Source organism: Arthrobacter sp. Z1-9 (assembly GCF_054792695.1).
Window position 1 is genome coordinate 949,338 of sequence record NZ_CP096456.1, and the last position, 20,324, is coordinate 969,661.

Sequence of the window (20,324 nt, forward strand, 5' to 3'; positions counted from 1 at the left end):
CCCGGGCGGATCGCTCATGAGAGTATGAACGCATGAGCGATCCGAAAGACACTCAGGCACCTGAGGACCTCCCGGTAGAAGGCACCACCATTGACGACAGCCAGCCGGCACCTGCTGTCCCGGACAACGGCAGCAAGCCCAAAAGCACTAGCCTGCAGGATTTGGTGGACGAACCAGCCAAGGTGATGCGGATCGGAACCATGATCAGGCAGCTGCTGGAAGAGGTGAAGTCCGCCCCTCTTGACGACGCCGCCCGGGGCCGGCTCGCCGAGATCCACGAGCGCTCCATCAAAGAGCTGGAGGACGGGCTTGCCCCTGAGCTGGTGGCGGAACTGGACCGGATCAGCCTTCCCTTCTCCGATGAGGCCACACCTTCCGACGCTGAGCTCCGCATAGCCCAGGCCCAGCTGGTGGGGTGGCTGGAGGGTTTGTTCCACGGCATCCAGACTGCCATTGCTGCACAGCACGCCGCCCGCGAGCACGCGGCCGCGCAGCTGCAGCTCCGCCAGCTCCCGCCCGGCACCGTGATCGCGCCCGGCGTCGTGATCGGGGAAAACGGAGAGCCCCAGCGTGCGTCGGCCGGCCACCGGCCGGGCGCTCCGGCCCGGCCTGGGCAGCCCAATGAGCCGGACCACGGTCCGGGACAGTACCTCTAGGGCAGTTGGGCTTTTTCAGCGCCGCCAGGCAGGGGCGCAAGGACGACGCGGAACTTGGCAAAGGATTGTGGCGCCGTGCCCACGACCGCTTCCACCGGGGGCTGGACCGTTTCCACCAGGTCCTCGAAGGGGTTGAGGACGACCAGCTCTACGGGGAGCTGGTGGAGATCGCCAACGAGCTGGCTGCCCTGCTGGACCGCGTCAGGGCAGTCTGCGTGGCAGCACAGCAACGGTCGCCCAGTGAGGGACTGGACATCCCGGTTGCCCTCGCACCTGTCCACCGGTCGCTGTCTAAGGCGGGCAACTCCCTCGCCACCACAGCCGAAGCTGCTGCCATGCTGCGCCTTGCCGTGGGCCCCGTCCCGGTAGGAGCAGCCTCCGTGCGGCGCCGCGCGGAGGCCGTATTCCAGCAGGTGGCCGACGCCGAGCGGCAGCTGCGTGAGGAAAGCCTGGGATCCCGGCAGGAAGATATTCCCGGTTAAGCGTCTGGCTTAGTCGGCCCCGATCGTGGTGCTCCGGGCAGTGGGTTTGGCAGGATATGAACCATGACTTTTTCACCGACACTGACTTTCAACGACGGTAACCAGATCCCCCAACTCGGCTACGGCGTGTGGCAGGTTGAGGATGGAGTGGCGGAAAAGGTAGTCCGCCAGGCCTTCGAGGCGGGCTACCGCCACATCGACACCGCCAAGATCTACGGCAATGAGGCAGGCGTCGGCCGGGCTATTGCCAGTTCAGGCCTGTCACCGGAGCAGCTGTTCATCACCACCAAGCTTTGGAACTCCGACCAGGGCTACGAGTCCACCCTTGCCGCCTTCGAGGACTCAATGGACCGGCTGGGCCTTGAGACCCTGGACCTCTACCTGATCCACTGGATGACGCCCAAACGCGACAAGTACGTGGATACCTGGAAGGCTCTGATCGAGCTGCAGAAGCGCGGGCGCGTTAAATCGATTGGTGTTTCGAACTTCACGGTTGAAGGCCTGGAGCGGCTCATCGATGAGACGGGCGTGGTCCCGGCGATCCACCAGATCGAGCTCCACCCGTACTTCAGCCAGCGCGAACTGCGCGAGTTCGGCGCCTCCAAGGGGATCCTGACGCAGGCCTGGTCACCGCTGGGCCAGGGCGGCGAGCTCCTCGAGGACGCAACGGTGGCGTCCATCGCAGCCAAGCACGCGGCCACGCCTGCACAGGTGGTTATTGCCTGGCACCTCGCCATCGGCAACGTGGTCATCCCCAAGTCCGTCACCGAGTCACGGATCCGCGAGAACTTCGCGGCACTTGATGTTTCCCTGGATGCAGATGACATCGAGGCCATCAACGCACTGGACCGCAGCGCCAAGGGCGAAGGCCGTATCGGAGCCGATCCTGCAGTTGCCGATTTCGCTTAAGCTGAAACGCGCACCGGCCCAAGCCGGACTTTGACCCGCGTTGCCTGGACATGTGTCTGGGCAACGCGGGTTACTGCTTTAAGCGGCGCCGACTAAGCGGTCCCGACTTAGCCGGCCTCGATCAGGCGGCAATACGCACCTGCTGGACCGGGACTGCGTCCACGACGGCCCAGCTGTCCTCGCCGGCACATTGCCGGCTGGCAAAGCGTTCGGCCTCGGCCAAGGTGTCAAAAACCTCGGCTCGGGACCGGCCGCAGTCGGCATCGAAGTAGGTGACGTGGAATTCTTCTACGAGTTGGTGTTCCATAATTCCAGTGTGCAACCGGGGTCTGACATTCCTCGGAATCAGCCCCGCGTGTTGCCCAGCCGGAGGACGCGTTCCTGGGCGAGCATCGCTGTCCGCTCCGCTTTGTCCGCGGCCCGTACGGCCTGTTTGGCTTCGGCGGTGGTGCTTACCAGCTTTTTGCGGCACTGCTCCAGCCGGTCCTCGGCCGCTTTGAGGCGGGCCCGAAGTTCCGCTGTCTCCTGCTGCAGCTCAGCAATTTCAGTCCGTGTTTCGTCGGCCTGGTCCTGTAGGTCCCGGGCCAGCTGCGCAGTCTCAGCTTCCGCCGCCTGCGCTTCCGCCAGGGCGGCCTTGGCTTTCTCCAGCGCGGGTGGAGAGGTTGGGCGCGGTGTCTGCCGGACTGCCTCGAGCCGCGGCTTGTCCGGCTTGCTCCGTGTGGCTCCTGCCGCCGTCGTACTCTGTGTCTGTTCCTCCCGCGCCTGTTCCTTCCGCGGCGGCAGCTTGGCGGGAGCGGGAGCTGCCCTGGGTGCGGGCAGGGCGGCGGGGACTGCCACGGAGCCCTCAAGCTCCACGGCATTAACCCCGTCGGCCGAAAGTGTCTTCACGAGCCGTCCGCTTTGGACAGCAGCAGCTGCGCCTTCGTCTGCTGTCAGGGCCCGTAAGGTCTCCTCGACGTCGGTCGCCATGGCATCGCTGATGGACCGGCCCTGCTGTTGGGCGACTGAGCGGGCAGTATCGACGGCGGCGGCCAGCATGGTGCGGCGCTCACGTCCCAGCTCCCGTAGTGCCGCGGCGTCCAGTGACGACTGTGCCCCGCGCATCCTGCCGCCAAGATCTGCCAGTTCGGCGAGGACGTCCGGTTGGTGCAGGGCCAGCATGTTCACGGCCCAGGCAGCAACGGACGGCTTTGGCAGCGCCTTTACTGCTGCGCCGAGTTCCTTATCCGAACGGGAAGCTTCCTTCGCTGCAGCGGAGCGTGCAGCCACAAAGTCTTCCATCGGCTTGGCATAGAGCTCGTTCGCGATCTCTGCCAGGGCCTCGTCTTCCATGCACGCCATCTTAGGCAGGTCGGGCAAAGCCCGGTGGCCGAGGGACACTGCCGGCGAAGTGTTCCTTCGCAGCCAATGCCCGGGGGACACGGCGCTAGGTATGGGGAACCCGCAGAACCACGGCTCTGCTAACTGTCATTTTGCCGGCGAACCATTTCCGTGATCCAGATCGGCGCAAACGGCGACGTGCAGCCCGGAGGAGTTGGGTAGTCCTTCAGCACTTCAAGGCGTTCGCCGATAGAAATGGCCCGATCCCGGTGCTCGGCGTGCCCGATCCCGATCTGGGCGAGGCAAGTGTTCATCGCCCACTGCAGGCGATCGGGCGCACCTTTCATCCCGGCCTCAATGACGTCCAGCAGCCCGGCCAGGTCGAGGCCCTCGGGCTGCTTCGCCACACGTTCGGACGTCAATGCCCAGCCGGCGCTGGCGACCATGGGATCGGGGTCGGCGAACCAGGCCAGCCGCAGCTCTTCCGAGTGTGGATTCTTCTTCACCACGTAGTTGACGAACCAGTCCTGCACCTTGGGTGCGCGGGCCTCGCGTCCAACTCGTCGCGCCCGAACGCCTTCGGGCGGCAAATCAGGAGGGCCAGAAGTTTGGCTGCGGTGTCTCCAGTGTCCCAGAGCTCGCGGGCGAGTTCCTGCTGCGTCTTCAGCCGCTTCGCGACCGCCCGCAGCTTGCTGAGGTTCACACCGTGATCGTCGCCGTGTTTTTCGTTTACCTCGCGTGCCCGCGGATCCTCAAGGTCCGCAAGCTCGGCCATCAGCTCGGGCACGCTCGTCCCGGTCAATGCAGTCCCGGCCATCAGGGGTTCCTCTCCGTCGTGTGGGAAAGCTCAGCCTACGATGAAGCACGGTCCCGTACACGCCGGCTCGCTTCCGCCCCCTTCATTTGGCGCCGTTGAAGCCGTGGCAACAACCACGTGCCGACCCGCCGGTAAGGGCTGACTGTGCAGAGCAGTGGCCAGTTGCGGCAATGAAGCGCGTTCACAGCCGAACGCGGATGGCCGGCAGCAGCCGTGGCCGGCATGCTGCCGTACCAACCAGAGTAGGAGCCGGTTACCCGCTGGTCATGAGTAGGAAGTACTTGAGTTTTGCGTGGCTCAGCTACTTGCTGTGGGCAGGGCATGCAACGGGTTCGGTCAGTACAGGGGGAGCCCGTTTTCCGGCTGACTGCCACTCCGTGATGCAGGGAGCAAAAGCAGTGGCGGGTGATGGTGTCCCGGGCGAATGGGTGGACTATCCGTATGGACGGCCGCTTCACAGTTGACACGCAACTACTCGCCGCCAGGAAGGCGGATAAGGCCTGGGCCGGGGCGAATCCAGTCAGACCAGCCAGCGCCACCAACGTGACGGCTCCGGCTCCGGTGTCGGTTCCGGTTCCGGCTCCTCACCCAAGGCCAGCGCGGCCTGGACGATGTCGTCTGCGGTGAGCGTCATGACGGCCTCACGATCGAGTGCGTCGAGACTTTGTTCCTCGTCGAGCGACAGCCGCAGCGCCTGGCGGTTGAGCGCCTGCTCGAACAGCGTGCGGGCGAACCGTGCGTTGCCGGAGTCTTCGCCCGCGTGGAGCCCGGTGAAGATGCGGCGCAGGATCTGGTCGGCACCCGGCTCCAGCGTGTACTCGTGCTGGGCCAGCATCTGGTGGAAGATCGTCTGGAGTGCGTCGACGGAGTAATCGGGGAACGTGATCTCGCGGGCGAACCGGGAGCGCAGTCCGGGGTTCGAGAGCAAGAAGGACTCCATCAGCCGCGGGTACCCGGCCACGATCACGACCAGGCGGTGGCGGTGGTCCTCCATCCGCTTGAGCAGGACCTCGATCGCCTCGGGCCCGAAGTCCATCCGGCCGTCCTCCGGGGCCAGTGCGTAGGCCTCGTCGATGAAAAGGACGCCGTCCAGCGCACGCCGGATCACCCGGTCCGTCTTGATGGCGGTCGCGCCAACGTACTGCCCCACCAGGCCCGAACGGTCGACCTCGACCAGGTGGCCTTTCTGCAGCAGTCCGACCGCGCGATACATCTCGGCCAGGAGCCGGGCCACGGTGGTCTTGCCCGTGCCCGGGTTTCCGAGGAACACCAGATGCTGTGATGTGGCCACCTCCGGCAGGCCGTGCGCCTTACGGCGGGCCTGGACCTGGAGCAGTGCGACGAGGGCCCGCACTTGTTCCTTCACGGTCTCCAGTCCGACCAGCGCGTCGAGCTCGGCCTGCACCTCGGACAGCGGCCGGGCCGGCCCCGGCCTTACACCAATGAGATCGCCGACCAGGTCGTCGACGCGTTCGGAACCGGGCAGCTTGAGCTGATCGGCCAGATGACCGATGGTTTCGCGCAGGTCGTCGAGCGGATTGCGGCCGGGAGCCATGGATCAACTGTAGTACTCGATTCCCGGCCGTGGTGGGGTTGGCTCACCAGTATCAACTCACTGATGGTTGTAGTCCGGGACGCGCCCGCCCTCGTCCACAAGACTGTCAGTGTCCGGGAGCACCATGGAGCTACCCGAGCTGGGCCTCCGCGAGGCGGAACTTCCCGGCTAGGGAAAGCGGACATCTAAATAGGGGGATTCAGCCATTTACTATTCCCTGGGCGGAAGCCACAATGGGTCCACATCACGACCTCCTTGCTGGGAAGAGGTAGCGCCGGCTGGTTGCCGCGGCCAGCCAAACCAAGGAGCTCTCATGGCAATCCTGCGAGTGACGCCTGAAACCGAGGCCACTGGCCTAACCGCTGAAATTTATGAGGACGACAGGCGTTCGCTGGGTTACGTGCCGAGCTACACGAAGGCGCTGAGTCTGAACCCGGAAGCATACCTCGCCTGCCAATCGCTCCTTGGAGCCATCAGTACATCGCTAGGATCGCGCCGCTATGAGCTGGTCACGCTGGCCGCATCTCAAGCTATCGGCTCCACGCACTGCATGTTGGCCCACGGTAAAAAGTCTCTCCACATCTTCAGCGAGGAGCAGCTGCGGGCCATCGCAAGGGACTTCCACGATGCCAACCTGTCCGAGGCGGAAGTAGCGATGATGGATTACGCGGTAAAACTCTGCACCGACGCGGCTGGCATGACTGACGCGGATACGCAGCGACTGCGGGACCTGAGTTTCAGTGACCGTGAAGTCGTGGACATCACGATGGCGGCCGCCGCACGAAACTTCATCAGCCGGTCGGTCCTGGCCATGGCAGTTGACCTCGACGTTCCAAGGGGGATGAGCGAGGATCTGAAGAATGCACTGCTGGCCCCCTTGTTCCCGCTGAAGGTGCCTGGACTGGACAACATCACATAGGAGGCATTGGGCACCTCATGTTGCCGAACCGGAGCGTCAAATCAACACCGCGGAGGGCAGCCATGAAGACCCCGGCTCTCGACCGTCAAACGATTGCCCGCCTTGTTGAAAAGGCAACACAGGCAGCGCATGACGTCGGCGTATCAGACTGGACAATCTCAACGGTCAACACTGGAGGGGGAGAATCGGCCGGGCTCTACAGAATCAGCGGTACAGCGACCCAATCCGCGGGGGCTTCTCCCTGGACCTTGATCTTGAAGATCCTCCAACCGACTGCTGAATCGGGCAACCCTTCTCAGTGGAACAATGGCCAGCGCGAAGCGCTGGCCTACAGCTCAGGGTTGCTGGACGGACTCAACGTGGGACTCACGCACCGTGCTGCCTGGAAATCAGTACAAATACCGACGGCACAACGTGGCTGTGGCTTGAGGACGTTGGCGGCGAAGCCGAAGAAACTTGGCCTGTATCCCGCTACGGGCTGGCGGCCTACCACCTCGGACGGTTCAACGGCTCGTACAGTAGCAGCGCTGCGCTGCCGGCTTACCCGTGGCTCAGCCGCAACTGGTTGCGAGGCTGGATCAAGGAAGCCGGGCCCTACATCGACATCATCTCGCGGCACAGAGACCATCCCAACGTGATTCAGATGTACGACGTCGACCATATCCTCCGGCTCTGGAGGGATCGCCACCGGCGCCTGGACTTTCTGGAAAGTCTTCCCCAAACGCTCTGCCACCTTGACGCCTACCGCGGCAACCTCTTCTCACGCCGCGACCCCGCCGGGCAAGAGCAGACAGTCGCCATCGACTGGGCCTTTGTAGGGCATGCCGCACATGGAGAAGAGCTTGCCTCTCTTGTAGCCGCAAGCGTGGCTATGGGCCACATTGAACCGCAACACATGAAGGAGCTGGAGAAGACCGCTCTTGAGGGTTACATGGACGGCCTTAACGACGAAAAATGCCACGTCAGTCCAGCAGGGGTATATGACGCCTACGCCACGTCAGCGGCAATGCGGCTGCCGGTCGGCGCTCTCCGGCTCGTGTTGCCGGTATTGCTGGCGCCGCACGACTACGACCGTTTCCTTCAGCAGCACGGCGGAACACCTCTTGCGGAACTTCTTCAACGGTGGGGCGCAATGAACAGACACCTCCAAGGGCTGGCGTGAGTGGACGCGTGACCTGTGCCCGGCGGCTGTGGCACCACGTGCGCGCTCAGGCCAGCGGGAGGAGGACATCTTCGCGGCCGTAGTGCCCCACGACGTCAAAGTACCGCTTGGCCGCCAGAGACCGACCCAGGTCGATGTCCGCGGCAACGATCCCCTCCTGGTCATAGAGAGGACCGGCTATGGCGCGGCCATTGATTGGCTCAAATATCGCGGCACCGCCCCGTCCAATTGCTTTATCGCCCTCAGGCAGCTGGACGGGGAAGTCGTCGGGAAAGGCAGACCGGGGAATGTACTGAGGGACCGACACAACGTAGGCACCAGATTCGATTGCTATGTGACCCATGGTGGAGAGCCAGCCTTCAGAGTCATCGGCCGTCGGGGCCGCCCATATCTGCACGCCCTGTCGATAGAGAGCATAACGAGCAAGAGGCATGCGGTTCTCCCAACAAATAAGGCCGCCAACTTTCCCGAGCGGAGTATCAACAACAGTCAGGTCCTGCCCGTGGCCAATGCCATGGAACAGACGTTCATGCAATGTGGGCATTAGCTTCCGATGCTTCAGGAGCAAGCCCTCAGGCCCAAGCAGGATCATCGTGTTGTACAGACTTCCGGGCCTGGCGGATTCCCTTTCGTTGACTCCAAGCACGCAGTACATGTCGTGCTTCGCGCAGGCGGAGATGAAGCGGTCTATGTGGGGTCCTGGTACGTCGACAGAGTTGTCCCAGAGGCGGGTCCACAAGTCATCAAATCCGTCGAAGCGGCCGGCGTTGTAAGCCCAGACGCTTGACGGGTACAGAGGAATGAACAGTTCAGGGAAAACCGCGAGTTTCACGCCTTGCGCCGATGCCTCGCCTAGGAGATCGAGTCCCTTCGCCACCGTGGCCTCAGCATCGAGTGTTACTGAGGTGGCCTGGATTGCAGCGACTCGCACAGTTTCTGAGGGCATAAGCAAACGTTGGCACGGCGTCCAACCCTCGTCAACGGTCGTTTTACCTGAGGCAGATGCAACGCGAGTTCAGAAGGAAACGCAGGGCTCGGGTGGACCAGCTCCTGGATCCCGGAAGGAGTCCAAAGTGTGTCATAAGTGTGCCCTGGTCCGAATCGAGGGTCCCGGCTTAACCAGCGAAAAACCCCGGAAACCCCTAGATCTAGGGGCTGTCCGGGGTTTATCCCGAGCTTCCTATCAGAATCGAACTGATGACCTTTTCATTACGAGTGAAACGCTCTACCGACTGAGCTAAGGAAGCACCGCATGGTTTACCCGGAAGAACCGGGCGCTTCATGCAAGAGTCAACTGTAATAGAGTCCCGGCGCCCGGGTCAAAATGGGCGGGACGAAAGGAGCTGAGGGCTTCAGCACACCGTGTTGTCGGCGGGAACCTGACCGGTGAGAAGGTAGGTATCCACGGGGTCCTCGATGCAGCTGTTGGACCGGCCGTAGGCGGTGTGGCCTTCGCCTTCCCACGTCAGCAACGCGGCGTTGCCCAGCTGCTTGCGGAGCGAAGCGGCCCACTCGACCGGAGTGGCGGGGTCGCCGGTGGTGCCGATTACGACGATAGGGGAGTCGCCCGTATATTCGACGGGTGCCGGTGTACGGACGTTCTTGTACGGCCAGTCGGCGCAGCTGGTGCCGCCGTAGGCGAAGAAATAACCGAAGGTGGGGGAGTCCTGCATCAGGCGCTGCTGTTCGGCCCGCATAGCGGCAGTATCGGACTCCATGGGGTAGTCCAGGCAGTTGATGGCGTTGAACGCGAATGTCGAGTTGGAAGTGTACGTCCCATTGGAAGCACGGTCGGCACCGAGATCGGCCAGCCGAAGCATAAGGCTCACGTCACCCGTCATCGCCGCTTCCAGGGCCTGGGTCAGGGCAGGCCAGCTCTGGTCGTTGTACAGCGGGGTGATGAGGCCGCTGACGAACATCGTGGCGTTGACCACGCGCCCGTCCTTTGCCGTGCGGGGAGTCTGCTGAACGGCGGCGATAAGGTCACGGACCTGCTGCACACCTGAATCAACGTTCCCGCTCAACGGGCACCCGTCCTGCTGCAGGCAGCTGGCAACGTAGGCCCCGATGGCCTTTTCGAAGGCGCGGGCCTGGCCACGGGTCAGCTCCTCATTGCTGATGGACGGATCCAGGGCCCCGTCGAGCACCATACGGCCCACGTTGTCGGGGAACAGCGAAGCATACGTTGAACCCAGGAACGTGCCATAGGAGTACCCGAGGTAGTTGAGCTTTCTGTCATTGACCACTGCCCGGAGGATGTCCATGTCCTTCGCGGAGCTCACCGTATCGATGTGGGCCAGTACCGGGCCGGTCTGTTCGGCACACTGGGCGGCGATCGCTTTATTGTCCGCCCGGGCCGCTTCCAGGCCGGCGTCAGTTTCCAGTTCGTAAATCTTGGCCCGCGCTGCATCGCGCTCGGCGTCTGTCATGCAGCTGACGGGAGCGGAGCGCTTCACGCCCCGGGGATCGAAGCCCACGAGATCGTAGGCATCACGCACGGCCTGGGAAAAGTGTGTTCCCGAGGCATCTTTGACGAAGTCATACCCCGATGCCCCCGGTCCTCCCGGGTTGACCAGCAGGCTGCCAGTCCTGTTGCCCGTGCTGGGTGCCCGCAGCGCAGCAAGTTCTATGGTGTCGCCCTCGGGCTGGTCGTAGTCCATCGGCACCTTCACCTTGGCGCACTGGAATTCACTTTCGCACGGCTCCCACACCACTTCCTGCGAGTAGAACTGCTCCAGGCCAGCCGGAGCGGAGGCCACAATCGAGGGATCCGCCTTTGCGGTGGAGGCCTCCTGGCTGCGGTCTCCGCCGCCAAGGAGGGTGCAGGAGGCCAGAACCATGGCAAGCACCATGGCCCCGGCGGCACGCACTCCAATCACCCAGGTTCGGGGGCGTGCTGGCAGGGGGCGGGCAGTCATCGGGTCTCCTTGGTGGGGCTAGATCAGGCTGGCTGCCATGGACTCAATGGTCAACAGCGGAGCAACGTTGGTGGTGGTAATGCGTTCACGGGCTTTGTTGATGGCGTCCATCCGGGCGAGGGTGGCTTCTGGAGTGGAGCGGCTGGCAAACTCCTCCAATTCACCCCTCAACTCAACGTTCACGAGCTCCACAGCATTCCCCATCTGGATGATCAGAACATCCCGGTAGAAGGACAGCAGGTCGGTCAGCGTCCGGTCCAGGGAATCGGTGATGGAGCGCTTAGCCCGGCGCTTCTGGTCCTCCTCCAGTTGCTTCACCTGGCTGCGCATGGCCGGTGGGAGCGTGCCGGATTCGGGCGCGCCGAGGGTTGCCAGCAGGGCGGCCTTCTCGGCGGCGTCGCGTTCCTCATTGGAACTGTTGGCCTCCGCGGTGGCGATCTTGACCAGCTTCTCGGCCATCATCACCGCTGCTGTAACACCCCGCAGCCCCAAGGGAAAGCGCACGGTTTCCAACCGGCGCTCCCTGGCTGCGGGATCCCGGGCAAGCCGGCGGGCAATCCCCACGTGGCTTTGCGCCGCCCGTGCCGCCCGCTCCGCCAGCGCAGGCTCCACGCCGTCGCGCTTCACCAGCAGGGCAGCCACATCGGCGGCCGGCGGCAGCCGCAGGGCAACGCTGCGGCAGCGCGAGCGAATGGTCACCAGCACGTCGGCGGGGGAGGGCGCGCACAGCATCCATACCGTCCGGGGAGTGGGCTCCTCGATGGCCTTGAGCAGGACGTTGGTGGTGCGCTCGGCCATCCGGTCAGCGTCCTCCACCACGATGATCCGCCAGCGCCCGGAGGACGGCCGGTTGCCCGCGGTGGCCACCAGGTCACGCGCCTCGTCGATGGTGATGGTGACTTTTTCGGTCCGGACGAAGGTGACGTCGGAGTGCGTTTCCCCCAGGATGGTCAGGCAGGCAGGGCACTGCCCACAGCCACGCCGGCTGATCTCCTCCTGGTCGCAGTTCAATGCCGCGGCGAACGCCTTGGCGGCATTTGAGCGGCCCGAACCCGGGGGCCCGGTAAACAGCCAGGCGTGCGTCAGGTTTTCGCCGCTTGCGGCCTGGCGCAGTTGTTCGACGACGGCGGCCTGGCCCTGCAGGTCGTCCCAGACCGTCATGGGTTGTCTCCCTCCGCGGCTGCCAACAGGCCGTCCACGCGCTGGAGGATCCGGGCGGCGAGGTCGCTCACGGGAAGATGGGCGGGCAAAACAAGGTAGGAACCGGCGCGGCTTTTCGCCAGTTCCAGGAAGGCATCCCGGATCCGGACGTGGAATTCGTCAGCTTCGGATTCCAAACGGTCTTCCGCGGCATCACCGGCGGTCCGGCGCTGGCGGCCCACTGCCGGGTCAACGTCCAGCAATACGGTGAGGTGGGGCTCCAAACCGGAGGTGGCCCAGGCATTGATTGACCGGACGGCGTCCTTGCCGAGGTCCCGTCCCGCTCCCTGGTAGGCAACGGAAGAGTCAATGTACCGGTCCGTCAAAACGATCTCGCCGCGCTCAAGCGCCGGGCGGATGACCTGGCTGGCGTGGGCGGCCCTGGACGCCGCGAAGATCAGGGCTTCGGTATGGGCGTCGATGTGGCCGTGGCCGTGGTCAAGGACCAGGGACCGAAGTTTCTCCCCGATGGGCGTTCCGCCGGGTTCCCGGGTCCGCAGGACGGTGAGTCCGCGCGCTTCAAGCGCGTCTGCAAGCCGGGCTGCCTGGGTGGATTTACCGGCACCATCCCCGCCCTCAAATGCGATGAAAAGGCCCGCCCTTTGTTTACTCACCGGTCAAGCCTACCGACCCCCACCGGCAATCGCAGATTGAAGCAGGCGGTATGTGGACAGTATTGGTGGCCGGGACACGGCTTTTCCGGGGGTCCGGGGCGGACAGTAGGCTTTCCTGCATGAGCCTTTCCGAACAGCAAGCGGCTTCCCTGGCGGCCGATACGGTCGTGGTGGCGGCAGGGCGTCCTCCCCGGGAAAGGGACCAGCCGGTCAACCCGCCCCTCGTCCTGTCCTCCACATTCTTCGGCATTGGTGCCCTTGCTGACGGGGACCGCGGCTACGGCAGGTACTCCAACCCCACCTGGGATCCCTTCGAGGAAGCGCTCGGGCAGCTCGAGGGGGCGGAACTGCCGGGCCTCCTTTATGCATCCGGCCTCGCTGCCGTCAGTTCCGCGCTGTCCCTCATTCCCGCCGGCGGGGTGCTGGTTATGCCCACCCTGTGCTATTCCGGCTCCCTGGTGATGGCCGCCGAGCTTGCCCAGAAGGGGTTCATCGAACTCCGGACCGTGGACATCGCGGATACCGGCGCCGTCAAGGAGGCGCTCGCGCCCAGCGGCCCGGCCGGGCGCCCCGCTGCCATGCTGTGGCTCGAGAGTCCCACGAACCCCATGCTCAGCATCGCGGACATGCAGGCTCTCACCGCCGCCGCGCACGCCGCCGGCGCCATCGTCGTCACGGACAACACCTTTTCCACCCCCTTGGTCCAGCAGCCCCTGCACCTGGGTTCCGACGTCGTCCTGCATTCGGTGACCAAGTACCTGGCGGGCCATTCCGACGTCGTCCTTGGCGCCCTGGTGACTTCCAACCCCGACATCCGTTCTGCACTGCTCCATCATCGGACCATTCATGGCGGTATTGCCGGCCCCTTCGAATCCTGGCTGGCCTTGCGCGGGCTGCGGACGCTGGCGCTGCGGATTGAACGGTCCCAGGCTTCTGCGATGGTCCTGGCGGAGCGGCTCGCGGCCTATCCCGGGCTCGAAAAGCTCCGGTTCCCGGGCCTTCCCGCAGATCCGGGCCACGAGCGGGCCAAGGCGCAGATGAAGGGCTTCGGTTCGATTATCAGCATCCAGGTGGCGCCCGCTGGCGGAATGAGCGGCGCCGACGCCGCCGACGCAATGGTCCGCGCAGTTAAGCTGTGGCTCCCCGCAACCTCGCTGGGCGGGGTTGAATCGCTGATTGAACGCCGGCGCCGGCATGCCGCCGAACCCTCGGAAGTGCCCGAAAATCTGGTCCGCCTCAGCGTGGGCATCGAAAATGTTGAGGACCTCTGGGCGGACTTGAAGCAGGCGCTGGACGCGCTGGGCGGCTAGGCTGGGCTTGTGGACGGTGAACTTATTATTCGGCCTGTAGAGCAGGCAGTGTTCTTTATTCTGGCCCTGGTGGCCCTAGGGCTTGAACTGTGGGCTGTGGTGGACTGCGCCCGTCACCGGGCCAATGCCTTCGAGGCAACCGGGAAGAGGACCAAGACCTTTTGGATGGCACTGACAGGCGGAGCCGCCTTCGTCGGCGTCATTTCGTTCTTCGGCAGCGGCGGGGGGTTCTTCGGCACGCTTGGCCTGTTCGGGCTCGCGGCAGTGGTCGCGGCGTCCGTCTACCTGGCAGATGTGCGCCCGGCCGTCAAGGACGCCGGACGCGGCGGCAGCCGCAACACCGGGCCCTACGGACCCTGGTGACGTTTTCCCCAACGGCTCCCTAGCTTCCAAGCCCGCCCAGGGAACCCGGCCGGCGTGGTCCCACCACCGGCCTTTGCTCAACCCCGCGGGGCCACCGCTTCCCAATCCACCGTCAGCTCGCCCAGCCGCCACCTGGCCGGACCGTCCTGAACCGGCCAGCCGCCGTCGCGCAGGATCCGGGCCATGGACAGCCAGCGCTGCCTGTTGCCGAAGGCGGACAGCGGACCGGATTCCAGCCAGGCCCGGTCCATGGCCTGCATCAGGGCGTGCACCGGTTCGCCCGGGACGTTGCGGTGGATCAATGCCTTTGGCAGCCGTTCCGCGACCTCGGAGGGCAGTTCAAAACTTCCAAACCGGACGGAAATACTGAGTGAGAGCGGCCGTTTGGCATCCAGTGCCACCCAGGCCACCCGCCGCCCGATCTCGTCGCACGTGCCGTCGATGAACAGTCCGTCCGCAGACAGGCGGTCCTGCACCAGCCGCCAGATCCCCGCTACATCCGCTTCCTCGTACTGCCGCAGAACGTTGAATGCACGCACCAGCACCGGCCGTCCGGCAACGGGGATTTCGAAGCCGCCCACATGGAAGCTCAAGCCGGGCCGCTGCAGCGGCAGGGCAGCGCGGACCCGGTCCGGTTCAATTTCGATGCCGCACACCTGGATGTCGGGACGCACTGCGGACAGCCGCTCAAAGAGTTCGACGGCGGTGGCCGGGGTGGCGCCGTAGCCCAGGTCTACCACCAGGGGGTGCGCCGCAGACCGGAGCCGCCAGCCCTGCGTTCCGGTCAACCAGCGGTCAACGCGGCGCATGCGGTTGGGGTTGGTGGTGCCGCGGGTTACGTTGCCTACGGGCCGGCCCTGCCTGCCGCCCGGGTTCCTGCCGGTTATCTGCGGGGCGGCCACCCGTTCAGCTTTTTGCACCACCGCCCAACCTTATCCTTCCGTGCTCCCGGAGCTTCCCTGCCAGGTGGCGCCCGTTGTAACGCTGGGCGGGCGGCGGCGGCGCTCGGCTAGGATGAAAATCATGACTTACAAGCTGATTCTGCTGCGCCACGGCCACAGCGAATGGAACGCCAAGAACCTTTTCACCGGCTGGGTGGACGTAGACCTCAACGACCAAGGCCGAACGGAAGCAGCAAGGGGCGGTGAGCTCCTGGTTGAGAACAATATTCTCCCGGACATCCTTTACACCTCCCTGTTGAAGCGGGCCATCAACACCGCAAACATCTCTTTGGACAAGGCCGACCGCGGCTGGATCCCGGTCAAGCGCGACTGGCGCCTGAACGAACGCCACTACGGCGCACTGCAGGGCAAGGACAAGGCCCAGACCCTCGCCGAATACGGTGAAGAGCAGTTCATGGAGTGGCGCCGCTCCTACGACACTCCGCCGCCGCCCCTGGACGACGACTCCGAGTTCTCCCAGGCGCACGACCCCCGCTACGCGGACCTGGGCGACGCCCTTCCGCGCACGGAATGCCTCAAGGATGTCCTGGTCCGGCTGCTGCCGTACTGGGAGTCGGACATCAAGGAGGACCTGAAGGCCGGCAAGACCGTCCTGGTCACGGCCCACGGCAACTCACTGCGTGCGCTGGTCAAGCACCTGGACGGCATCAGCGACGAAGCCATCGCCGGCCTGAACATCCCCACGGGCATCCCGCTGGTCTACGACCTCGACGAGGATTTCCAGCCCGTCAAGCCCGGCGGCACCTACCTGGATCCCGAAGCAGCTGCAGAGGCCATCATGGCCGTGGCCAACCAGGGCAAAAAATAAGCCCCAGAACGTTCGACGGCGGGCCGGTCACGTGTGGTGACCGGCCCGCCGTCGTCTGTTCAGGGGCTTGCTGTGTCAGCTGTGCTCGGTGCCGTTCGGCTGCCAGGCACCGGTCACGAGGTAAGTGACCTTTTGCGCGACAGAGACGCCGTGGTCCGCAAAGCGCTCGAAGTAACGGCTGGCCAGGGCCACGTCCACGGTGGTTGCCGGTGATTCGGCCCATTCCGGGGCGGCGATGGCCTTGAAGACGCTGAGGTGCAGGTCGTTGATGGCAGTGTTTGCCTTCAGGATGTCCCGGGCCACCTCAAGGTCGCGGGTTTCCAGCAGCACGGTGAGCTTCTCAGCGATCTGCTGGTCCAGCTCCGCCATGCTCTTGAACGTTCCGGTCATGGATTCCGGAATAACAGTCGAGGGGAAACGGAGGCGGGCCAGCTGGGCGATATGGCGGGCAAGGTCGCCCATCCGCTCCAGCGAGGCGCTCATCCGCAGGGAGCCAACGATCATCCGGAGGTCACTGGCAACGGGACCCTGCAGCGCGAGGATGTCGATGGCCCGTTCATCCAGGCTGTTCTGCAGGAAGTCAATGCGGGCATCCGCAGCAATGACGTCCTGGGCGAGGTCCACGTCCGCAACCTCGAAGGATGTTGTGGCCTTGACTATGGCTTCGCTGACCAGCCGGGAGATCTCCACCAGCTGGTCACCGACCTGGGTGAGCTCTTCCTGAAAAACCTTGCGCACTTAGGCGTCCTTTCCTTGGAACTCCGTCCCGCCCGCTCCAGGGCAGCAGGAATTCGTGTCGCCGTTCGGCAGTCCAACTGGTTACTCTGCCAGTATCCGGTAAACGGTTAAGTCCTTGAAGATGAACGTTAGTTGAACCGTCAGTGCAGCAGTCCCGGACGCGCCGACGGCCGCGAGCCAGCGCATAAGGTGGAGCTGTGGATCCTATGCTCATCGGTCTGGTTGCCGGCCTCATCGGCCTGGCACTGGGCACCTTCGGCGTGCTGGCCTACCGTGTCAGCGAAAAGCAGCGGCACCTGCTGGACCTCGACGCCGATGAAATCGCGCTGCCGGCCGGCGCCGCCGAGGTGCTGGCCGTCGTCGGACGCGCCTTTGTGGTGGTGGACGCTGTGGACGGCGTGGTCCGGGCCAGCCCCGCGGCGTATGCCTACGGGCTGGTCCGCGGGCACACCGTGGTCCACAAGGAACTGCTGGACATGACAGCAGGAGTCCGGCGGGACGGCGTTATTTTGGAGAAGCAGCTGGAGCTTCCGCGCGGCCCGTTGGGGCAGGGCACCATCATTGTCCAGGTGCGGGCAGCCATGCTGGGGGAGGAATACATTCTCCTGCTCGCGGACGACCGCACCGAGATCACGCGCACTGAAGAGATCCGTAACGACTTCGTAGCCAACGTCTCCCATGAACTGAAAACCCCCGTCGGTGCCATCTCCCTGCTCGCCGAAGCACTGGAGTCCTCGGCTGATGACGAACAGGCAGTGCGCCGGTTCGCCAAGCGCATGCACAAGGAATCCGGCCGCCTGGCTGCCCTGGTACAGGACATCATCGAGCTATCCCGGCTGCAGGGTGCCAGCGTCGCACAGGAAGGCCGCCCGGTAGACGTCAACGCCGTCATCTCCGAGGCCGTGGACCGGTCCCAGCTCCCTGCCGAGAGCAAGAACATCCGCATTGTGGTTGGCGGCCGGACGGACGGCAAGGTTTTCGGTGACCAGGACCTTCTGGTCACCGCACTGCGCAATCTGATCGACAACGCCATCCGCTACTCGCCGGCCAACACCCGGGTGGGCATCGGCGTCCGCTCCCGGGATGGGCTTGTCTCCATTTCGGTGACCGACCAGGGCGAGGGACTCAGCCCCGAGGACCAGGAGCGCGTCTTCGAGCGTTTCTACCGTGTGGACTCAGCCCGGTCCCGCCATACCGGCGGCACCGGCCTGGGACTGAGCATCGTCAAGCACGTGGCCTCCAACCATGGCGGGGAAGTGACGCTCTGGTCCCAGCCGGGCCAGGGATCCACCTTCACGCTCCGCCTCCCGGAAATGGAAGGACAGGACGGCGAGGACGAGGTTCCGCAGGCCGCCACCCCGGGACTGACCGGACCCGGACACCGGAACCCCGCTGCCACCCAAGTACCCCGCGCCGCAGGCGCAAAAGAACGAGGAGCTAACGCTTGAGCAGGATTTTGATTGTGGAGGACGAGGAATCGTTCAGCGATCCCTTGTCGTATTTGCTGGGCAAGGAGGGGTTCGAGGTGGAGGTCGTGGACAACGGCCTGGACGCCATCACCGAGTTTGACCGGAACGGGGCGGACCTGGTGCTGCTGGACCTCCAGCTTCCCGGACTCTCCGGCACCGAGGTGTGCCGCCAGCTGCGCCAGCGCTCCAGCGTCCCGGTGATCATGCTGACGGCCAAGGATTCCGAAATCGACAAAGTAGTGGGCCTGGAACTTGGCGCCGACGATTACGTCACCAAGCCCTACTCCTCCCGGGAACTGGTGGCCAGGGTCAGGGCAGTGCTGCGCCGCCAGGGCGAGCCGGAGGAGCTGATCTCCTCCACCGTCCAGGCGGGGCCCGTCCGGATGGACATTGAACGCCATGTTGTCAGCGTGGGCGGCGAACAGGTGCTGCTCCCCTTGAAGGAGTTCGAACTCCTGGAGATGCTCCTCCGCAACTCCGGCCGGGTGCTGACGCGCGGGCAGCTCATCGACCGGGTCTGGGGATCGGACTACGTGGGCGACACCAAAACACTCGATGTCCACGTCAAGCGGCTGCGCGGGAAAATCGAACCCGATCCTTCAGCACCGCGGTTTTTAGTGACAGTGCGCGGCCTTGGCTACAAGTTCGAGCCGTAGCCGGGAATGAGCCTAAAAGGGCATAACAAAAGGGAGGAGCCGCCTGGCCCCTCCCTTTTGTTATGCCGAAGCTTCTTCGGGCCTGCAGCCTAGTGGTTGCCGCCGCCGAGGTCGGAAGCCGTGGGGGAGGGAGTTGCCGACGGCGACGGGGTGCTGCCTGCCGGCAGGTATTCCTCGTACTCCGGCAGCGTCGCGTCCAGCACCGGAACCTTCACGGTGTTGCTCACGTTGGTGCCGTCTTCGCTGATCTTGATATCAACCAGGGATCCCGGGATACCGCCAGTGGTGTCCAGGATGGCTTCGTCGGTGCTGTTGTTCAGCAGGGTGTAGTCGTTTGCCTTGACCGGCACTTCGGTCTCCGAGCCTTCGGCGCCGTTTAGCTTCAGCGTCACATCCTGGGAGGACGAGTTGTAGACCGCACCGATGACGCGGCCGGGCTGGTCTTCGCCGTTCGAGACAATGAGGATGTTGCGCAACTTCAGAGGACCGAGTTCGGTGATGATGCCGTCTGACGACTGGTACTGCTCGCTCGTCTGCTGGGAATTGGTGTACCCGCATCCTGACGTCAGCAGTCCGACGCCGAGGGCGGCAGCCGTCAGTGCCAATTTGGCGCGCTGGGCCCGGTTCATCGCAGTGAAACGCACGTCACGTACTCCTCGAGAGTTTTGAAAGATTATTCAGCCATAGCCTATCCGCAAACCCCGTCAAACGAGGATTCGCCGCCGTCATATCCTCCCTTGGCAGCGCCCGTGCGATGCACTAATATCCGCGTTCGTCAAGGGGTTCAAGGGGGTCGATTGTGCCGTTTTTCCGCGTATTTTCGCGGTTCGGAGCCCTTTTGCCGGCCGGTCATATGCCTGAATCGTGATAAACTGGTCTGCGGGAAAGGGGAAATGTCCACATGGTATTTGAGGTCGGCGAGACAGTAGTTTACCCTCACCACGGTGCTGCGAAGATTGAAGAAATCAAGATGCGCACCATCAAGGGCGAAGAGAAGATGTATCTCAAGCTCAAGGTGGCTCAGGGTGATCTGACCATTGAAGTTCCAGCAGAGAATGTAGATCTTGTTGGCGTTCGGGACGTAGTGGGCAAGGAAGGCCTGGAGCACGTTTTTGATGTGCTTCGTGCCGAGTTCACCGAAGAACCCACCAACTGGTCACGCAGGTACAAGGCAAATCTGGAGAAGCTTGCTTCCGGTGACGTCATCAAGGTGGCAGAGGTCGTCCGCGACCTGTGGCGCCGCGATCACGACCGGGGCCTTTCCGCAGGCGAAAAGCGAATGCTGGCCAAAGCCCGGCAGATTCTGATCTCAGAACTGGCCCTGGCTGAAAAGACCGACGAGGAGAAGGCTGCAAGCGTTCTCGACGAGGTTCTGGCTTCCTAAGAATTGAACCCCGGTGGCACCCAAGTGCCGCCGGGGCTTCTTTTTGCCCAAATTCAGGTCCGGGCGGGGCCAGCCGCGGGGA

At 64.1% G+C, this 20,324-nt stretch carries 21 protein-coding genes, 1 tRNA gene and 1 pseudogene; 11 read left to right on the forward strand and 12 right to left on the reverse strand.

Annotation, left to right across the window (positions count from 1 at the left end; genetic code table 11):
* Window positions 1–32: 32 nt before the first annotated feature.
* The 3 genes from M1D93_RS04465 to M1D93_RS04475 all read left to right on the forward strand — a co-directional run bounded on the left by M1D93_RS04465 (window position 33) and on the right by M1D93_RS04475 (window position 2,047).
* The gene (locus M1D93_RS04465) at window positions 33–656 is read left to right on the forward strand and encodes a bacterial proteasome activator family protein (RefSeq protein ID WP_461173971.1); all 624 of its coding nucleotides are present in this window, start codon (window positions 33–35) and stop codon (window positions 654–656) included.
* Window positions 657–661: 5 nt separating this feature from the next.
* The gene (locus tag M1D93_RS04470; protein ID WP_461173972.1) at window positions 662–1,138 is read left to right on the forward strand and encodes a hypothetical protein; all 477 of its coding nucleotides are present in this window, start codon (window positions 662–664) and stop codon (window positions 1,136–1,138) included.
* A 63-nt stretch (window positions 1,139–1,201) separates the two neighbouring features.
* Window positions 1,202–2,047 (forward strand): aldo/keto reductase, encoded by an 846-nt coding sequence (locus M1D93_RS04475; RefSeq protein WP_461173973.1) that lies wholly within the window; start codon window positions 1,202–1,204, stop codon window positions 2,045–2,047.
* 121 nt (window positions 2,048–2,168) lie between these two features.
* On the opposite strand, the gene M1D93_RS04480 is transcribed toward M1D93_RS04475, so the two are convergent.
* The 4 genes and pseudogenes from M1D93_RS04480 to M1D93_RS04495 form a co-directional block, all read right to left on the reverse strand.
* Window positions 2,169–2,354, reverse strand: coding sequence for a hypothetical protein (locus M1D93_RS04480; protein WP_461173974.1), 186 nt, complete (start codon window positions 2,352–2,354; stop codon window positions 2,169–2,171).
* Window positions 2,355–2,392: 38 nt separating this feature from the next.
* Entirely contained in the window at window positions 2,393–3,379 is a 987-nt protein-coding gene (locus M1D93_RS04485) for a hypothetical protein (protein WP_461173975.1), read from the reverse strand.
* A 128-nt stretch (window positions 3,380–3,507) separates the two neighbouring features.
* Window positions 3,508–4,184: pseudogene (locus tag M1D93_RS04490) on the reverse strand (DNA alkylation repair protein).
* Between the two features lie 520 nt (window positions 4,185–4,704).
* Entirely contained in the window at window positions 4,705–5,739 is a 1,035-nt protein-coding gene (locus tag M1D93_RS04495) for an AAA family ATPase (protein ID WP_461173976.1), read from the reverse strand.
* Between the two features lie 313 nt (window positions 5,740–6,052).
* Between M1D93_RS04495 and M1D93_RS04500 the strand changes: the two genes are divergently transcribed.
* Complete coding sequence (locus tag M1D93_RS04500; protein WP_461173977.1) at window positions 6,053–6,658, forward strand: carboxymuconolactone decarboxylase family protein; 606 nt, start codon at window positions 6,053–6,055, stop codon at window positions 6,656–6,658.
* A gap of 298 nt (window positions 6,659–6,956) precedes the next feature.
* A complete protein-coding gene (locus M1D93_RS04505) occupies window positions 6,957–7,820 on the forward strand; it encodes a phosphotransferase (protein ID WP_461173978.1) in 864 nt (287 codons plus the stop codon).
* Between the two features lie 46 nt (window positions 7,821–7,866).
* On the opposite strand, the gene M1D93_RS04510 is transcribed toward M1D93_RS04505, so the two are convergent.
* The 5 genes from M1D93_RS04510 to tmk all read right to left on the reverse strand — a co-directional run bounded on the left by M1D93_RS04510 (window position 7,867) and on the right by tmk (window position 12,552).
* Window positions 7,867–8,766 (reverse strand): carbon-nitrogen hydrolase family protein, encoded by a 900-nt coding sequence (locus tag M1D93_RS04510; protein ID WP_461173979.1) that lies wholly within the window; start codon window positions 8,764–8,766, stop codon window positions 7,867–7,869.
* A 228-nt stretch (window positions 8,767–8,994) separates the two neighbouring features.
* Window positions 8,995–9,067: transfer RNA gene (locus tag M1D93_RS04515), tRNA-Thr, on the reverse strand.
* Window positions 9,068–9,172: 105 nt separating this feature from the next.
* Window positions 9,173–10,738 carry an alpha/beta hydrolase gene (locus M1D93_RS04520; protein ID WP_461173980.1) on the reverse strand — a complete coding sequence of 522 codons (1,566 nt, stop codon included), beginning with the start codon at window positions 10,736–10,738 and terminating at the stop codon, window positions 9,173–9,175.
* Between the two features lie 18 nt (window positions 10,739–10,756).
* Window positions 10,757–11,899 (reverse strand): DNA polymerase III subunit delta', encoded by a 1,143-nt coding sequence (locus M1D93_RS04525; RefSeq protein WP_461173981.1) that lies wholly within the window; start codon window positions 11,897–11,899, stop codon window positions 10,757–10,759.
* Window positions 11,896–12,552 (reverse strand): dTMP kinase, encoded by a 657-nt coding sequence (gene tmk, locus M1D93_RS04530; protein WP_461173982.1) that lies wholly within the window; start codon window positions 12,550–12,552, stop codon window positions 11,896–11,898. Before tmk ends, M1D93_RS04525 begins: the two co-directional genes overlap by 4 nt.
* Window positions 12,553–12,671: 119 nt before the next feature.
* On the opposite strand from tmk, the gene M1D93_RS04535 reads away from it, so the two are divergent.
* Window positions 12,672–13,862, forward strand: a complete 1,191-nt coding sequence (locus M1D93_RS04535) for a trans-sulfuration enzyme family protein (RefSeq protein ID WP_461173983.1) — start codon at window positions 12,672–12,674, stop codon at window positions 13,860–13,862.
* Window positions 13,863–13,871: 9 nt separating this feature from the next.
* Window positions 13,872–14,225 carry a DUF2516 family protein gene (locus M1D93_RS04540; protein WP_163167969.1) on the forward strand — a complete coding sequence of 118 codons (354 nt, stop codon included), beginning with the start codon at window positions 13,872–13,874 and terminating at the stop codon, window positions 14,223–14,225.
* Window positions 14,226–14,302: 77 nt separating this feature from the next.
* Here M1D93_RS04540 and M1D93_RS04545 read toward each other — a convergent pair whose 3' ends face one another.
* Window positions 14,303–15,148 (reverse strand): class I SAM-dependent methyltransferase, encoded by an 846-nt coding sequence (locus M1D93_RS04545; protein WP_461173984.1) that lies wholly within the window; start codon window positions 15,146–15,148, stop codon window positions 14,303–14,305.
* Between the two features lie 100 nt (window positions 15,149–15,248).
* Between M1D93_RS04545 and M1D93_RS04550 the strand changes: the two genes are divergently transcribed.
* Complete coding sequence (locus M1D93_RS04550) at window positions 15,249–15,995, forward strand: phosphoglyceromutase (RefSeq protein WP_461173985.1); 747 nt, start codon at window positions 15,249–15,251, stop codon at window positions 15,993–15,995.
* A gap of 75 nt (window positions 15,996–16,070) precedes the next feature.
* On the opposite strand, the gene phoU is transcribed toward M1D93_RS04550, so the two are convergent.
* Window positions 16,071–16,733 (reverse strand): phosphate signaling complex protein PhoU, encoded by a 663-nt coding sequence (gene phoU / locus M1D93_RS04555; protein ID WP_461173986.1) that lies wholly within the window; start codon window positions 16,731–16,733, stop codon window positions 16,071–16,073.
* Window positions 16,734–16,939: 206 nt separating this feature from the next.
* Here phoU and M1D93_RS04560 point away from each other — a divergent pair, with 206 nt between their 5' ends.
* Complete coding sequence (locus M1D93_RS04560; protein WP_461174923.1) at window positions 16,940–18,181, forward strand: sensor histidine kinase; 1,242 nt, start codon at window positions 16,940–16,942, stop codon at window positions 18,179–18,181.
* Complete coding sequence (locus tag M1D93_RS04565) at window positions 18,178–18,858, forward strand: response regulator transcription factor (RefSeq protein ID WP_104043086.1); 681 nt, start codon at window positions 18,178–18,180, stop codon at window positions 18,856–18,858. The genes M1D93_RS04560 and M1D93_RS04565 overlap by 4 nt, the downstream gene beginning before the upstream one ends.
* Window positions 18,859–18,947: 89 nt before the next feature.
* Here M1D93_RS04565 and M1D93_RS04570 read toward each other — a convergent pair whose 3' ends face one another.
* On the reverse strand, window positions 18,948–19,487 hold the full coding sequence (locus M1D93_RS04570; protein ID WP_461174924.1) for a hypothetical protein: 540 nt from the start codon (window positions 19,485–19,487) through the stop codon (window positions 18,948–18,950).
* 272 nt (window positions 19,488–19,759) lie between these two features.
* Between M1D93_RS04570 and M1D93_RS04575 the strand changes: the two genes are divergently transcribed.
* Window positions 19,760–20,242, forward strand: a complete 483-nt coding sequence (locus tag M1D93_RS04575; protein WP_011690592.1) for a CarD family transcriptional regulator — start codon at window positions 19,760–19,762, stop codon at window positions 20,240–20,242.
* Window positions 20,243–20,324: the final 82 nt, after the last annotated feature.